Source organism: Pedobacter kyonggii (assembly GCF_004310665.1).
Lineage (GTDB): Bacteria > Bacteroidota > Bacteroidia > Sphingobacteriales > Sphingobacteriaceae > Pedobacter > Pedobacter kyonggii.
The window spans coordinates 1-15,768 of record NZ_SIXF01000036.1 but is presented as its reverse complement, the minus strand read 5'-3'; the positions used below and the strand labels follow the sequence as shown (position 1 = coordinate 15,768).

Here is a 15,768-nt window from a genome sequence, read left to right as displayed (position 1 = left end):
CAATTAACGGCTAATTAGCATATTTAACTAAGTTATCTATTTTTAACTAGCATACAAAATTATATAGCAGGGCTGTTTTAAATTAATCTTCGTATTTCTTAAAAATAACAGAAGCGTTATGGCCGCCAAAACCGAAGGTATTACTTAGAGCAGCTCTAACGGTACGTTTTTGCGCTTTGTTAAAAGTAAAATTCAATTTAGGGTCAAATGCAGGATCATCTGTAAAGTGATTGATTGTTGGAGGAACAATGTCATTTTTAACAGAAAGAATTGCTGCAATAGCCTCAATAGCTCCAGCTGCACCCAAAAGGTGGCCAGTCATCGATTTGGTTGAGCTGATGTTTAAACGATAAGCATCCTCACCAAATAATGTACCAATGGCTTTGGTTTCACTAATATCACCAAGAGGTGTAGAAGTACCGTGTACATTGATATAATCTATATCCGCAGTTGTTAAACCAGCATCTTTTAGTGCATTGGTCATTACCATTCTAGCGCCCAAACCTTCAGGATGTGGTGCAGTGATGTGATTAGCATCAGCACTCATTCCACCGCCAACAAGTTCTGCATAAATTTTTGCACCTCTTGCTTTTGCGTGTTCAAGTTCTTCTAAAATAATAGTCCCTGCACCTTCACCGGCTACGAAACCATCACGGTCTTTATCAAAAGGACGTGATGCCGTTGCGGGATCTTCGTTACGTGTTGATAATGCATGCATGGCGTTAAAACCACCCATACCCGCTTCGTTAATGATCGCTTCAGAACCGCCACTGATAATTACATCAGCCATACCCAAGCGGATATAGTTAAATGCATCAATCATTGCGTTTGTTGAAGAAGCACATGCCGAAACAGTTGCAAAATTTGGCCCACGTAAGCCGTATTTGATCGAGATATGCCCTGGAGCAATATCAATAATCATTTTAGGGATAAAAAATGGATTGTATCTTGGCGTACCATCTCCCTTGGCAAAATTCGAAATTTCATCCAGGAAAGTTTTCAACCCACCTATGCCTGCGCCCCAGATTACTCCGATCCGGTTGGTATCTAATTTTTCAAAATCAAAACCACCATCCTTCACAGCCTCATCTGTTGCTACAAGAGCATATTGTACAAACGGATCTAGCTTGCGGGCTTCTTTTTTCTCCAAAAAATCTTCCGGATTAAAATTTTTAACCTCGCATGCGAATTTGGTTTTGAACTTTTCAGTATCAAAACCCTTAATAGGAGCAGCGCCACTCACCCCGTTAGTCAATCCTTCCCAAAAATCGGGAACATTATTGCCTATAGGAGTGAGCGCACCCAACCCTGTTACTACTACTCTTTTTAATTCCATTTATACTGAAAAAGCGTAATTCTATTTAACGTTTTTTTCCAAATAAGCAATCGCTTGACCAACTGTACCGATGGTTTCAGCCTGATCATCAGGAATAGCTACATTGAATTCTTTTTCAAATTCCATAATCAATTCTACGGTATCTAAAGAATCTGCACCTAAATCGTTGGTGAATGAAGCCTCTGGCGTAACTTCGCTTTCGTCAACACCTAGTTTTTCTACGATAATAGCCTTAACTCTTGAAGCAATATCAGACATAATTTTATAATTTAATGGTTAAATAATTCTGTGCAAAGAAAAATAAATTCTTACAATTTTCAAATGTTTTTATTTCGATACGTAATTTTGGTATCTCAATAACACAGCGAATATAGAATTAGTTTTTTAATTTCGTTCTGTAAATAATTTATTTCGCTTTGAATAAGACTTACCTAAAACTTACCTTAGACCTTGATTTTATACTAATTGCGATCACAGCACCCTTAAAAGACTATGTGCTTTGCCACAAAATTAATACCCGGTTAAATACTCAATTTGAAAAAATAGAAGACCATGAAATATTTTTTAATATCGACGAACCAGCCTGGTCTTTCTCGAAATATTACTTTTTTGTAGAGCAAGGTGAGGTAGAGTACTATTTAATCTGCAATAAAAGCAGTGATGGTTTTCTAATTCCGGAGATGAACAAAGTAGATTTTTTTATTATTATTAAAGAATTTATTGATAAGGAAGATTTGGATTATTTAATCAATGGTTTAAATAAACTACCTGATATACAGGTGGCTGCAAAGATAGATCCGGCCAAGTTAAAGAGCCGTGAGAATTTGGTAATATAAAAATTATATACTTGGTGTATTAAATACACTATATTTGACGGTTACAAACAAAGAACAAAAGAACAAAATATATAAAATTTGATGCAGTTTGATTATTTTAGATAATAATTAATGCTTTAAACTGCATTGCTAAAATCAATTAATTAAATGAAACCTTTTCATTCGAGAACTAAAATTGTTGCCACGCTTGGGCCTGCATCAGCAAAACCAGATGTATTATATAGTATGTTTAACGCAGGTTTAGATGTTTGCCGCTTAAACTTTTCGCACGGATCACAAGCAGATCACCAAGCGGTTTTGGATACCATCCGCGATTTAAACAAAAAATACGATTATAATGTAGGTATACTTGCCGATTTACAAGGCCCTAAAATCCGTATCGGTTTAGTAAAAGAAGGTGGCATTAACCTGATCAATGGTAAAACTACCGTAATTACTACTAACGAATGTATTGGTAACGAAGAACGTATTTACATTACTTACCAAAACTTCCCTCAGGATGTTCAGGCGGGCGAAATTATCCTTTTGGATGATGGAAAGCTTCAAATGAAAGTGATTTCTACCAACTTAAAGGATGAAGTAGTTTGTGAGATTGTTCACGGTGGTATTTTAACTTCAAGAAAAGGTGTAAACCTTCCAAATACTAAAGTTTCTATTCCTTCATTAACACCAGAAGACCGCGAAAACTTAGAATTTGTTTTAGAAAATGATGTAGAGTGGATCGGTTTATCTTTCGTGCGTAAGGCAGAAGATATCATCGAACTTAAAAAAATTATTGCAGAGCGCGGTAAAACTGCCCGTGTAATTGCTAAAATCGAAAAACCAGAAGCCATTGCCAATATCGATGAAATTATTGCAGTAACAGATGGTATTATGGTTGCCCGTGGCGATTTAGGTGTTGAATGTCCGATGGAAGAAGTTCCATTATTACAAAAAATGATCGTTGCTAAATGTAGAGCAGCTTCTAAACCTGTAATTGTGGCTACACAAATGTTAGAGAGCATGATCACTACACCTCGTCCAACACGTGCAGAGGTGAATGATGTGGCAAATTCTGTTTTAGACGGTGCTGATGCAGTGATGTTAAGCGGCGAAACTTCAGTTGGAGAATTTCCACTGATTGTGATCGAAACCATGCAAAAAATTATCCAGAACATTGAGCAGAACAACTACCCTTTCAATCCTGACAAGTTTTTAAAACCAAAATCGCCATCTTTCTTAAGCGATGCCATTTGCGATTCAGCTTGTTTCTTAGCGAAACAAACTAACGCAGTAGGTATTGTATCGATGACTTTAAGCGGTTATACTGCTTTCGAAATCTCAAGTCACCGTCCGGAAGCTTTAACCTTTATTTTTACCAGTAACAGGGCTTTATTAAACGCAGTAAGTTTACTTTGGGGTGTAAGAGGTTTCTATTACGATAAGTGGGAAAGTACCGATAACACCATTATCGAGGTGAACGAATTCTTGAAAAGCAAGAAATTGGTTAAACAAGGTGATATCATCATCAATACTGCCGCTATCCCAATGGAAGCAAAAGGTAAAACCAACATGTTAAAAATTACGGTTATAGATTAATTTCTAATATCATATTATAAAATGCTCCTGATTTTAATCGGGAGCATTTTTTTTATCAATAAAAAATATACTTTTGCAATCCAGCACGGAGAGGTGTCAGTCCGAAGGACCCTATGGGGAGTGTCGATCGAGCACGCTTGGAAAGTAGGGACTAATAAATTAATCTTTGTGCAATAAAAGATAATTATGTTTTATAGTTATATTTTGAAAAGCGAGAAAGATGGGAAGTACTATTATGGGAGTGCTGAAAACCTGGAAATAAGATTAATCAAACATAATAGGGGAGATGTAAAATCGACGAAAGCTAGGCGCCCTTTCATCATTCACTTTTTTGAAGAATTTAATTCAAGAAGTGAAGCCTTTAGAAGAGAACAATATTATAAGTCTGTAAATGGCTACATTTATTTGAAACAAAATAACATCATATAACCGGAGAGGTGTCAGAGTGGTCGATCGAGCACGCTTGGAAAGCGTGTGTACTGCAAGGTACCGCGGGTTCGAATCCCGCCCTCTCCGCTTTAGATCTATCCCAGTTCTAATTAAAAGAATGCCTAAACTCCAAAGGCGATAAATGTGCTTTTGTTTTAAAGAACTTACTGAATGACTGTGGATGCTCAAAACCCAGCCGATAGGCAATTTCACTTACTGATAACTCAGTCGTCGAAAGTTTTTCTTTTGCTTTTTCAACTAATTTTTCATGAAAGAGCTGTTGAGTATTTTGCCCTGTTAAGGCCTTGAGCATATCCCTTAAATAACGTGGCGAAAGGTTTGTTTATGCGGCTAGATATTCGACCGTTGGCAAGGTAACTTTTGAAGCTAAAGCGAGTTGTTTGAGAGAAAATCCAGAATAATTTTACCGTAATTATTACCGCTTTGTTGTAAGGATAACGCCAATACTTCTACCATTATTGCGCTTGGAAAATTATAGTTAAAAAACGTTGTTTTATAGTGTTATAGCCTATATTTTTGGATTTGTTCCTTAAAAATGTAATTAAAAAGGAATGAATTTCTACCAAATTAAAACAGGAAAAATATGGGTAAATATGTAATTGGTTTTCCCGAAATCGACAGGTCAGATCTTTTAAAAGTTGGTGGCAAAGGCAATAATCTGGGCGAACTAACGAAAATTGAAGGTATTGCCGTACCCAATGGTTTTTGCATCACCACAGATGCCTATAAAAAGATCATAGAAAACAGTCAGGAAATTAAAACCTTATTGGAAGAATTGTCTGATCTTAAAGCTAAAGACCGGATACATATTGCTGAAATCAGCAAAAGAATCCGGGCTACCATTGAAAATGTACACATTCCTGAAGATATTATTGGAGAAACTGAGGCTTATCTTAGCCGTTTCAAGCCTGATGAAGCTTTTGCTGTACGATCAAGCGCTACAGCAGAAGATTTGCCTACAGCATCATTTGCAGGTCAGCAGGATACTTATTTGAATATTATTGGTAAGCAGGCTGTTTTTAAGCATATCAGCAAGTGCTGGGCCTCTTTATTTACCGATCGGGCTATCATTTACCGCATCCAAAACGGTTTTGATCACTATAAAGTTCAACTTTCAGTCGTAATACAGAAAATGGTTTCCGCTGAAGCAGCAGGAATTATATTTACGGCAGATCCCGTTACCGGTAACCGTAAAGTACTATCCATTGATGCCAGTTTCGGCTTAGGTGAAGCCATGGTTTCAGGTGTGGTAAATGCAGATAACTATCGGGTTTGTGACAGCAAGATCGTTGATAGGAAAATATCGGCTAAGAAGCTGGCTATTTATGCCTTAAAGGATGGCGGTACAAAATCTGAAACACTTTCTGCGGGAGAGCAAAATAGTCAAGTGCTTACAGATGAACAGATTTTACAGCTTGAGCAGTTGGGTAGAAAGATTGAGGAACACTTTGGTTATCCGCAAGACATCGAATGGTGTTTGGTTAATGGTAGGTTTTATATTGTGCAGAGTAGGCCAATTACCACTTTATATCCCATTCCAGAAACAAACGACGCTGAAAATCATGTGTATATATCTGTAGGCCATCAACAAATGATGACTGACCCTATGAAACCACTGGGATTAAGTTTATGGCAATTAAGGGCAGCAAGACCAATGTTTAAAGCCGGAGGAAGATTGTTTGTTGATATAACGGATAGTCTGGCCACCTCAACCGGCAAAAGAAATCTATTAGATGCGATGGGACAACATGATCCGCTCATTAAAGACGCATTGATAACCATCACAGAAAGAGGCGACTTTATAGAACAACTATCAGATGATGGAAAAGGACCAGTGCTGGTCAAGAGTACTAAAGGCCTCTCGGCTGCCGATATTTTAGCGCAAATAGGAAACGACCCTGCCACCGTTGCTGGTCTGATCAAAACTAATGAGGCATCAGTAGAAGCACTAAAACAAAATATCCAAACGAAATCAGGGCCAGATCTTTTTGATTTTATCATGGAAGACATCGAGCAATCAAAGAAGATGATATTTGATTCGCAACATATGGGGGTGATCATAGCCGCGATGAATGCTTCATCCTGGCTCAATGAAAAGATGGAAGAATGGTTGGGTGAAAAGAATCCCGCAGATACACTGTCTCAGTCGGCACCCAACAATATCACTTCAGAAATGGGCTTGGCACTACTGGATGTTGCAGATGTAATCCGTCCTTATCCAGAGATCATTAATTATTTACAAGAGACAAAGAAGGGTAATTTTTTAGATGATCTGATTCAATTTGATGGTGGAAAGGAAACGCGGAATGCAATCTACGCATATCTCGAAAAATACGGAATGCGGTGTGCGGGAGAAATTGATATTACGAACACACGCTGGAGTGAAAAACCATCGATATTAATTCCCTTAATCCTTAGCAATATCAAAAACTTTGAGCACAATAGTGGTAAGCGAAAATTTGAGCAAGGGAAACAGGAAGCTTTAAAAAAGGAAAATGAATTATTGGGTAGATTGGCCCATTTACCAGATGGTGAACAAAAAGCCCTGGAAACAAAACAAATGATCAGTCTGCTCCGAAATTTTGCCGGTTATCGTGAATATCCAAAATACGGCATTGTTAACCGCTTTTTCGTTTATAAACAGGCTTTACTAAAAGAGGTGGAAAAACTCGTAGATGCTCATGTTTTTCATGAAAAGGAAGATAGCTATTACCTCACTTTTGAAGAACTTCGAGAAGTGGTGCGTACGCATCACTTTGATTACCAGTTTATTGTTGAACGAAAAGAAGAGTACAGCAAATACGAGAAACTTACGCCGCCGCGGGTAATTACCTCTGATGGCGAAGTTATTACGGGTAAATACAATCGCGAGAACCTTCCGGCAGAGGCCATCGTAGGTTTAGCGGTTTCTTCAGGAATGATTGAAGGACGGGCACGCGTAATCCTAAATATGGAAGATGCTGTTCTGGAAGATGGAGATATACTGGTTACCCCATTTACAGATCCCAGCTGGACCCCATTATTCGTCTCAATAAAAGGCCTGGTTACCGAAGTTGGTGGATTAATGACACATGGTGCCGTGATTGCAAGAGAATACGGCCTGCCGGCGGTGGTTGGCGTAGAAAATGCCGCCAAACTGATCAAAGACGGGCAGCGAATCAGGTTGAACGGAACGGATGGGTATGTGGAGATTTTATAATTAAGTACGGAGTCTTTAGTCCGGATTCATGAGCCAATTTATCCTGAGGGTTTGGGGTGGATTAACAGATCAATTAGTTCGAAGTCTATCGATCGCAACCAATTAACTCGCGATTTGTCATCCTGAACGCAGTGAAGGATCTTAAAACGATGGATGTTGATGTTAGTACGAAGTGTGAAGCGGATTATGCAAAAAAAGAAAAATCGAACTTTGCGGCATTTGCTTTTCCTCTTGGCGGTTAAACAGATCATACACCCAAAAATTTGTATCATGATTAATACCAATCATTTCCTAAAACAGTCTTATTTTTATCGCAAGATTAACTAACATGATGAATAAATATTGGCTTACCGTAACGGCTTGTACTTTGGCCATTACAGCAAATGCTCAGCAGAAGGCCTTAACCGTTAAAGATTACGAAAGGGCGGAAAGTTTTATGGGCTATAATACCGCAAAGTATATCGACAATTCCAGCGTACAACCTAACTGGCTGAATGGCGATAAATTCTGGTACACGACTAAAACGAATGGCACTGAACAGACTTTTTTGGTAGATCCGATAAAGAAAACAAAAACTTTAACTACCGATTATAAAGGCAGTGCGACCTCATCTCGACGTGGGGCTAGCCGGAATGAAATTCTATCTCCCGATGGGAAAAAAGCCATTTTAATTAAAGATTATAACCTTTTTGTTAAAGATGTAGCCACCGGAAAGTTAACACAATTGACTACTGATGGCATTAAAGATTATGGTTATGCTACCGATAATGCAGGATGGAAACATAGCGATGCACCAATTTTGCGCTGGTCGCCTGATTCGAAAAAGATAGCCACTTTCCAACAAGACCAAAGAAATTCGAAAGATATGTACCTGGTAACCACAAATGTGGGCGCGCCGGTATTAAAAGCCTGGAAATATCCTTTACCTGGCGATAAGCAGATTGCAACCATTAGAAGAGTAGTGATTGATGTAGAAAACGCGAAGATGGTTTCGCTAAAAATCCCTGCAGATCAACACCGTGCTACCCTAAGCGATGATATTTCGAGCAGTGGTACTTTTGATGATATCGATTGGAAAGCCGATGGTACTGAAGTGGCGTTTGTGTCTACCTCTCGCGATCATAAAAATGAAAAATTCCGTATTGCCAATGCCACAACTGGTGCCGTTCGCGAAGTTTTCGAAGAAACGGTAAAAACGCAGTACGAATCTGGCCAGGGAGCCATCAACTGGCGTTATCTTCCAGAGGCCAAAGAGATTATCTGGTATTCGGAAAGAGATAACTGGGGGCATTTATATTTATACGATTCTACCAACGGAAAGCTGAAAAACCAGATTACCAAAGGCGATTTCGTGGTAACACGTTTAGTTAAAGTAGATGAAAAAACACGCACACTTTACTTCATGGCCAACGGCCGGGAAAAAGGCAATCCTTATTTCAGTCATTTATACAAAATCGGTTTCGACGGAAAAAATCTAGCATTGTTAACGCCTGAAGAAGGTAACCATCAAGTGGTATTTTCTCCATCGTTCGAATATTTTGTAGATACTTATTCGCAACCAGATGTACCGGCAGTTACGGTTTTAAGAAGTATTGGCGGAAAATTGATCAACACCTTAGAGAAGACAGATGTATCTAGATTAACCGCCACTGGCTGGAAAGCACCTATCCCAGTTGCTGTTAAAGCCAAAGATGGTAAAACAGATATCTACGGATTGGTTTTCACACCAACAAAAATGGATGCCGACCAGAAATATCCGGTTATTGATTATATTTATCCAGGTCCTCAGGGTGGTAGTGTAGGTAGTTGGTCTTTCGCTGCCTCACGTGGCGATAATCAGGCTTTGGCCGAACTGGGCTTTATTGTTGTGGTAATAGAAGGAACCAGTAATCCAGACCGCTCTAAAAGTTTTCATGATATGAGCTATGGCAATATGGCTGAAAATACTCTGCCTGATCAGATTGCCGCCATCAGACAGCTTTCTGCAAAGTATCCTATCGATACAACAAAAGTAGGTATCTGGGGGCACTCGGGCGGAGGTTTTGCCACTGCTGCAGCCATGTTCCGTTATCCGGATTTCTTTAAAGTAGGAATCTCAGAATCAGGTAATCACGACAACAGAAACTATGAGGACGATTGGGGCGAACGTTACAATGGTTTGGTAGAAAATGCCGATTACGAAGCACAGGCCAACCAGAACTATGCTAAAAACCTGAAAGGAAAACTGATGTTGGTACATGGTATGATGGATGATAATGTACCGCCTTACAACACATTATTAGTTGTGGAGGCATTAGAAAAAGCAAATAAATCTTTCGATCTGGTTATTTTTCCAAATAGTGCGCATGGTTATGGTGAATACTCACCTTATATGACGCGTCGCCGTTGGGATTACTTTGTACAGCATCTCTTAGGAGCAGAACCACCTAAAGATTATCAAATGAAGGGTCCTTCAGCAAGATAATTTTTTTTGAGGCTGTATGTATAACTACATATAGCCTCAATGTTTTACATTGCCCAGACCCGCTCTCCATTAAATTAAATAGATTCTTCAGTTATGTTTTGTGAAACAGAATTTTCTGAAATATATCCACCACCTTTTAAAGACCCATTTATAATTTAATACACGATTAAAGAGGTTAACCAAATCTCCTCGATCAGGTCAATTGGCCAATCTCTCCTTTCTCAGCCATTGACTAAGCTTTTTGATCAGATATTTCTTGAGTTATAGTTTTTGTAGGTTTCAATAGTTCTATCTGTATCATTTAACTGGTTATTCTCGGCTAAAATAGGTGTCATGTTGCAATCCTTATATCAGTTTGTTTCGGTCCTTAAGAGATACATTAAGCAATTATAGCTAGAAATAATTTCAATTTTTATGGTTTTATATGATTTATAAGGTTATATTCATGCTATAAAGTTAATATTGCGCGTAGATTTAACTATTTGCTGTTGACGATTAATCATTACATTAACCAAATACTAAACTAAATCACAATAGCTCGGGTTCCTATTCGTAGGGATTCGATTTATTGTACCGAAAATTATGAGACAATTCAAACTGTTTATCATTTTATCCCTCCTGCTTTCTTTCATTACCGGCCAGCTGCGGTCCATAGTCAAAAATTTAATATATACAAAAAAGAAAATACCAGCTTGGCAGAAAGATGCCGTAGTTTATTGCCTTAACAAGATTAGTTTTAAAGGCCATCGAAATCGTGTTGATGATTATCAGAATATACTCGCTAAGTCCTATTTGCCAATAAACAGGGATAGATATGAGTTAAAAAACAGCTTATTATTTTGTTTTCATAAATATCGGGAACGATCCCATAGATTTTGAATTGCCCAATCCAGAGCGGGCATTTACCAATGGCTAGCTATTCATTGGCACCAGTCATCAATTGCAGTATAATCAATTAAATATCAACATAAAATCGAAAACCATGAAAATACTCCACCCTAAATTCCAGCATTAAAATCTCTTAAAAACCTATTTTCTAACCAATTATATAAATCACTATGAACATCACTTTACGAGGCAATTGGTCTGTTTTGTCTTTAAAACAGAAATTGTATTCACTAAACAAACTCATCAGTTTAAGTTTCTTAATACTTTTATCCAGTACGGCAGCCTTTGCCCAGATCACTGTAAAAGGTATTATATACGATACCGATAAAATGCCTTTAGCCGGCGCAACCTTGCAGATAACGGGTACAAACACCAAAACACAAAGCGATGCAGAGGGTAAGTACCAGATCACTGCCCCAAACGGAACAAGCCGGCTAACGGTAAGCTTTGTAGGTTACGAGTCGCAAACGGTAAGTATCAACAATCAAACCTTGCTTAACATTACCCTAAGTTCGCTCAATAACCTCGAAGCTGTTGTGGTTGTCGGTTATGCATCCGTTAGAAAAAATGATTTAACGGGTGCCGCAACAACCGTATCGGCCAAAGATTTTAATAAAGGCCCGTTAAATGCACCCGATCAATTGATACAGGGTAAAGTTGCAGGTGTACAGATGATTAATAACAGTGGGCAACCGGGTGGTGCCTCTACCGTTCGGATAAGGGGTAATTCTGCCATTACCGGAACAGGGCAGCCCCTTTATGTAGTAGATGGGGTAGCACTTGACGGACGATCGGCCAGGCCATCAACCAGTGCAGGTATCGGTACCGCGCCCGATGGCAATCCTTTAAACTTTATCAATCCGGCCGATATCGAGTCGATGGAGATATTAAAAGATGCATCGGCTACAGCAATTTATGGTTCGCGTGCTGCTTATGGTGTTGTTTTGATTACCACTAAAAGAGGCAAATCGGGAGAAACCAAAATTGATGTAAGCGCCTCGGCAGGTATAAGCAATATTGCTAAAAAAGTTGATGTTTTAACGGGCGATGAGTACCGGGCAGCATTATCGAAATATAACCTTAACACAGGTAACTTCGGTACCAGTGTTGATGCATTGGATGCGATTACCAGAACTGCATATAACCAAAATTACTCAGTTGGCATAAGCGGTGGCACCAACGGCAATACCTTCCGCGCTTCACTCGGTTATCAGGACCAGCAGGGGATTATCAAAACAACCGATTTTAAGAAATACAGTGCAGCCTTTAACGGTAATTTCAAATTTTTGGAAAGTAAAAAGCTGGGACTGGACATCAACATGATCAGCAACCAGTACCTGGAAAGTGTAGCGCCAATTACTACTGATGCAGGTTTTACAGGAAGTTTAATTTCTCAGGCACTATCGTGGAACCCTACGCAGTCTTTTTATAATCCTGATGGAAGTTTATTTATCGATTACGGTTCTACCACCATCAACCCTTTGGCAGCCTTAGCCGCGAATAACGATAAATCGAAAGTTTCGACGATTTTAGGGAGTGTTTCACCATATTATAAAATCACACCCTGGTTAGAATACCGCATGCTGGCCAGCGTTAATTATAGTACCGGTATCAGAAGAGCTTCTACCAGAAGTACGTTAAATCTGCAGGGTATCCAACCATCGGGAACTTTTCTGGGCGGATATGCCAGTTACTCCAATAACGAGCTGATTACCCAGCAGTTTACCAATACCTTAAATTTCAACAAAGAGATTGTTTCTAAGTTAAATCTAAACGCAATCTTGGGTTATGAATATTCGAATTTTATCAACAAAGGGGCAACCAATACCGCAACGGGTTTTGGCGATATAGCAGCTGATTATACAGATGCTTTTCAAACAACATCGCCCGCTAACCGTACGTTTTCTACTTTCAACAACCCTACAACGGAATTACAGTCATATTTTGCAAGAGCAATTTTTAATTACGACAACAGGTATATTTTAACGGCTACCTTCAGGGCAGATGGTTCAACTAAATTTGGTAAATCGAACCGTTATGGTTACTTCCCTTCTTTTGCAGCCGCCTGGGATATTAAGAAAGAAAATTTCATGGCCAATACTGCATGGCTGGATCAGTTAAAATTACGGGTTGGTTATGGTAAAACTGGCAACCAGGATTTTCCATCCGGTTCTGCACAACTCCGTTACGATTTTGGGAATGCAAATGGCTCACCAATCCTAACCCCAATCAACAATGAAAATGCTGATTTAAAATGGCAATCGGATAAACAGACCAATATTGGGATTGACTTTGGATTGTTTAAAAGCAGGCTAACGGGATCAATAGATTATTTTAATAAAACAACCAACGATTTACTGTTTCCACAGATCTCATTCTCTCCTGCAGTTGGAGGCAATGTGCCTACCTGGGTAAATTTACCGGGCCAGATTATCAATAAAGGCTTAGAATTAACCTTAAACGGCATACTGATCGATAAAGACAACTTTACATGGAGCTTAGGCGGTAATGCTACTTTTATCAACAATAAAGTGCAGAACATCACTAGCATTATTAAAACGGGTTCGTTGAACGGACAAGGTTTGAGTGGTGTAACTACTGAGGTGATCCAAAACGGTTTGCCTTTGTTTGCAATGGTTACCCGCCAATATAATGGCTTAGATGCAAACGGATTTTCGATTTATACCGATGATGGTTTTACCACTTATTATGTAGGTAACCCCAATCCGAAAGTGATTTTGGGACTGAGTACAAACCTGAGGTATAAAAAATTCTCACTAACAGCAAACTTTAACGGTTCATTTGGTCAGGATATTTATAACAATACCGCAAACTCAGTATTGGCGATATCTAATTTGGGCGCGCAAAGAAATATTTCTGCTGCCTTGGTTGACCAACCGATTACCGAATCGCTTGCCAATCCAATTGCGGCTTCGTCGAGATATATCGAAAAGGGCGATTACCTAAAACTGGCCAATGCAACCATCAATTACAACATTGGCAATATTGGTAAAACAATCAAATCGCTAAATATTTATGTTAACGGACAAAATCTATTCGTGATTACCAAATACACAGGTTTTGATCCCGAAGTGAATGTGAACAAAGGTATAAGCGGGGTTCCTTCGGCAGGTATAGATTACACGGCTTATCCAACGGCCAGGACTTTCAATTTTGGTGTTAACTTTTCTCTTTAAGCTTTTAATTATAACAACATGAAAAATAAATATATTCTCGCTTTTGCGATGGCTGCCATGAGTTTTTCTGGCTGTACCAAGTTAGATGAGGGCCTGAATGGCCAGGTTGGCAGTGGAGCAGTATCATCCGGCAATGTTGCCGGCGTACTGGGTGCTACTTATGCTGCAATGATAGGCCCTTACCAGGCCCCATGGAACTGGTCTGCTTTACAGGAAGTAACCTCAGATGAAATTATTGTGCCTACACGTGCAGGCGATTGGGACGATAACGGCGCCTGGCGTTCATTACATTTGCATAAATGGGCTCCGGATCATAGCCGGATATCGGATGTGTTTAGGGATTTAAATAGTATCTCTTATGTAGCAACAAGTGTTTTAAATGCGGGTCCAACTGCTGATCAAGCCGCACAGGCCCGTTTTTTACGTGCATTTTCTCAATTTTCTGTTTTGGATGGCTGGGGGCAGGTTCCGTACCGCGATCCGGGTGAAGGTGTTACCAAACCCTCGCGCGTGAGGAATGCAGCTGATGAAATTGCATACCTCATTAGTGAGCTAAATACAATTATTCCGAATTTACCAGACGGTCCGGCAAACGTTGCCAATAAGAATGCAGCCAGAACGCTTTTAATGAAAATTTATCTCAATAAAGGCGCTTTCTTAAATCGCAACGCGCCAACTTTTGATGCTGCAGACATGGCTAAAGTAATTTCTCTTGCCGATGAAATAGGCTCAGGAGGTTATGTATTAACGCCAAACTATTTTGATAATTTTTCCCCAACGAACCATCTTTCGAAAGAGAATATTTTTACCGCTCAAAATATAGGTGGTGTAAATGGCAGCGACTTAGATGGTCAGTGGAAATGTACCACACATTATAACCAGGATCCAAGTGGTTATAACGGTTTTTGTACCTTATCCAACTTCTATTCAAAATTTGAAGCAACTGACAAAAGAAGAGGCGGGACTTATGCCGGCCAGACTGAAGTTGCTGGTGTTCGGGTGGGGTTTTTGGTCGGTCAACAAGTAAATGGGAAAGGAGAGCCTTTAAAAGATAGAAAAGGTAATCCTTTAGCCTTTACACCCGAGGTAAGCATTGTAGAAAGAGACCCGAACCATTTGGAAGTGGCGGGTATCCGGGTGATCAAATATCCGATTGATTATGCCAATTCAGGATCAAAAAAGCCTGATAATGATTGGGTTTATTTCCGCTATGCGGATGTGTTATTAATGAAAGCCGAAGCACAGTTAAGAACCGCGCAATCTGCTGCTGCATTGACTATTGTGAATTCGATCAGAACGGTAAGGGGGGCTTCCATTCTGCCTAGCTTAACATTGGATATTTTATTGGATGAACGTGGCCGTGAACTGTACTGGGAAAGTTTTAGAAGACAGGATTTAATCCGTTTTGGGAAATTCCTAGCCGCTTGGGAGGAGAAACCTGCTAGTGAGGCAAAATACCTGCTTTTCCCGATTCCAGAAAATCAAATCGGTAATCCAAATCTAACACAAAACCCAGGATATTAGGCGACACGAACAAGCAGAGAGTTCGTGAGAACTCGAAGCTTGATGCTTTGCAGAAGATGATGGTAGGTCCATCGGTATCGACGTACAGGCGTTGGTATCAAACTACCGCTAAGTTGCTGTGGTGAACGAACCATGGTGAGGAGCGTTAGCGGAAAAGGCATCCGAAGAGGTGTCAGGTAAGTTGTAAGAAGATGAATGTAAATGAACCACCGATGAGGTGTCGAAAGGATGAGATGATGTCAAAACTAAGTACAGTATCGACTTGGGATAAGCCAGAGAATAACCTGTTTATGCTC

General features: G+C 39.5%; 9 protein-coding genes, 1 tRNA gene and 1 pseudogene. 8 read left to right on the top strand and 3 right to left on the bottom strand.

The genetic code is table 11. The features are described 5' to 3' along the window. Nucleotides 1-82 precede the first annotated feature (82 nt). Entirely contained in the window at nucleotides 83-1,336 is a 1,254-nt protein-coding gene (gene fabF, locus EYS08_RS22610) for a beta-ketoacyl-ACP synthase II (RefSeq protein ID WP_029274997.1), read from the bottom strand. A 21-nt stretch (nucleotides 1,337-1,357) separates the two neighbouring features. Then, the gene (locus EYS08_RS22605) at nucleotides 1,358-1,594 is read right to left on the bottom strand and encodes an acyl carrier protein (protein ID WP_008508386.1); all 237 of its coding nucleotides are present in this window, start codon (nucleotides 1,592-1,594) and stop codon (nucleotides 1,358-1,360) included. Between the two features lie 158 nt (nucleotides 1,595-1,752). Between EYS08_RS22605 and EYS08_RS22600 the strand changes: the two genes are divergently transcribed. From EYS08_RS22600 to EYS08_RS22585, 4 genes are all read left to right on the top strand, one after another. Then, nucleotides 1,753-2,172 carry an IPExxxVDY family protein gene (locus EYS08_RS22600; protein WP_029274996.1) on the top strand — a complete coding sequence of 140 codons (420 nt, stop codon included), beginning with the start codon at nucleotides 1,753-1,755 and terminating at the stop codon, nucleotides 2,170-2,172. 147 nt (nucleotides 2,173-2,319) lie between these two features. Continuing rightward, nucleotides 2,320-3,750 carry a pyruvate kinase gene (pyk, locus tag EYS08_RS22595; RefSeq protein WP_057931851.1) on the top strand — a complete coding sequence of 477 codons (1,431 nt, stop codon included), beginning with the start codon at nucleotides 2,320-2,322 and terminating at the stop codon, nucleotides 3,748-3,750. Between the two features lie 186 nt (nucleotides 3,751-3,936). Further along, a complete protein-coding gene (locus EYS08_RS22590) occupies nucleotides 3,937-4,179 on the top strand; it encodes a GIY-YIG nuclease family protein (RefSeq protein WP_131032215.1) in 243 nt (80 codons plus the stop codon). A 2-nt stretch (nucleotides 4,180-4,181) separates the two neighbouring features. Then, a tRNA-Ser gene (locus EYS08_RS22585) sits at nucleotides 4,182-4,266 on the top strand. Nucleotides 4,267-4,285: 19 nt separating this feature from the next. Here the strand turns inward: EYS08_RS22585 and EYS08_RS22580 are convergent. Beyond that, nucleotides 4,286-4,552 (bottom strand): annotated as a pseudogene (locus EYS08_RS22580) (helix-turn-helix domain-containing protein); the annotation flags it as partial. Between the two features lie 231 nt (nucleotides 4,553-4,783). Here EYS08_RS22580 and ppsA point away from each other — a divergent pair. The 4 genes from ppsA to EYS08_RS22560 all read left to right on the top strand — a co-directional run bounded on the left by ppsA (nucleotide 4,784) and on the right by EYS08_RS22560 (nucleotide 15,472). Then, nucleotides 4,784-7,399, top strand: coding sequence for a phosphoenolpyruvate synthase (ppsA, locus tag EYS08_RS22575; protein ID WP_131032214.1), 2,616 nt, complete (start codon nucleotides 4,784-4,786; stop codon nucleotides 7,397-7,399). Between the two features lie 328 nt (nucleotides 7,400-7,727). After that, nucleotides 7,728-9,863, top strand: coding sequence for a S9 family peptidase (locus tag EYS08_RS22570; protein WP_244216025.1), 2,136 nt, complete (start codon nucleotides 7,728-7,730; stop codon nucleotides 9,861-9,863). Nucleotides 9,864-10,921: 1,058 nt separating this feature from the next. After that, nucleotides 10,922-13,948, top strand: coding sequence for a SusC/RagA family TonB-linked outer membrane protein (locus EYS08_RS22565; protein WP_244216024.1), 3,027 nt, complete (start codon nucleotides 10,922-10,924; stop codon nucleotides 13,946-13,948). A gap of 18 nt (nucleotides 13,949-13,966) precedes the next feature. Continuing rightward, a complete protein-coding gene (locus tag EYS08_RS22560; RefSeq protein WP_131032213.1) occupies nucleotides 13,967-15,472 on the top strand; it encodes a RagB/SusD family nutrient uptake outer membrane protein in 1,506 nt (501 codons plus the stop codon). Nucleotides 15,473-15,768 lie beyond the last annotated feature (296 nt).